This is a genomic window from Ensifer adhaerens, from assembly GCF_002007205.1.
In the GTDB taxonomy this organism is placed as follows: domain Bacteria; phylum Pseudomonadota; class Alphaproteobacteria; order Rhizobiales; family Rhizobiaceae; genus Ensifer; species Ensifer adhaerens_D.
The window spans coordinates 1-1,047 of the sequence record NZ_LAZS01000021.1; the positions used below are offsets into that span (position 1 = coordinate 1).

Below are 1,047 nucleotides of genomic sequence, written 5' to 3' on the forward strand. Positions count from 1 at the left end.
GCCGACGCCGAACAGCCGGGCCTGATCATCGTCGGCAAGCAGGCGATCGATGATGACAGCAACCAGACCGGCCAGATGCTGTCGGCGCTGCTCGGCTGGGCGCAAGGGACCTTTGCCTCCAAGGTCGAGATCGGTGACGGCAAGGCGACCGTGACCCGCGAAGTCGACGGCGGTCTGCAGACGATCGACATCAAGCTGCCGGCGGTGGTCACCACCGACCTGCGCCTGAACGAGCCGCGCTACGCGTCGCTTCCGAACATCATGAAGGCGAAGAAGAAGCCGCTCGACAAGAAGTCGCCGGCCGATTTCGGCGTCGACACGTCGGCCCGCCTCAAGGTGCTGAAGACCGAGGAGCCGTCGGGCCGCAAGGCCGGCATCAAGGTCAAGTCGGTCGCCGAGCTCGTCGAAAAGCTCAAGACCGAAGCCGGCGTGCTTTAAGTTCAGGGAAAGGGAGAACAAAACGATGGCCATTCTTCTTCTGGCTGACCACGACAGCAACCACCTTTCCGACCAGACCGCCAAGGCTCTGAGCGCGGCCGCCAAGATCGCCAGTGGGACTGGAGCCGATGTGCACATCCTCGTCGCCGGTGCCGGCGCCAAGGCGGCCGCCGAACAGGCCGCCAAGCTTGCAGGGGTCTCCAAGGTGCTCGTTGCCGACGACGCCTCGCTTGCCAACAACCTCGCCGAGCCGCTGGCGGCCCTCATCGTCTCGCTCGCCGGCAACTACGACACGATCGTCGGGGCCGCGACCTCGGTCGGCAAGAACGTCATGCCGCGCGTCGCAGCCCTGCTCGACGTCAGCCAGGTTTCGGAAATCATCGAAGTTGTCTCTGCCGACACCTTCAAGCGCCCGATCTATGCCGGCAACGCCATCCAGACCGTGCAGACGACCGAAGCCAAGCGCGTCATCACCGTGCGCACCGCTTCCTTCGCCTCCGCCGCCGAAGGCGGTTCGGCCGCGGTTGAAAGCGTTTCGGCTGCCGCCAACCCGGGTGTTTCCTCGTTCGTCGCCGACGCGCTGTCGTCGTCCGACCGTCCGGAACTGAC

Annotated in this window: 1 protein-coding gene and 1 pseudogene; both read left to right on the forward strand. The window is 65.3% G+C overall.

The window, feature by feature from the left end:
• Positions 1-438, forward strand: a 438-nt coding sequence (locus XB14_RS32385; protein WP_143348651.1) for an electron transfer flavoprotein subunit beta/FixA family protein, incomplete at its 5' end; no start/stop codon positions are given.
• A 25-nt stretch (positions 439-463) separates the two neighbouring features.
• A pseudogene (locus XB14_RS32390) lies at positions 464-1,047 on the forward strand (electron transfer flavoprotein subunit alpha/FixB family protein); the annotation flags it as partial.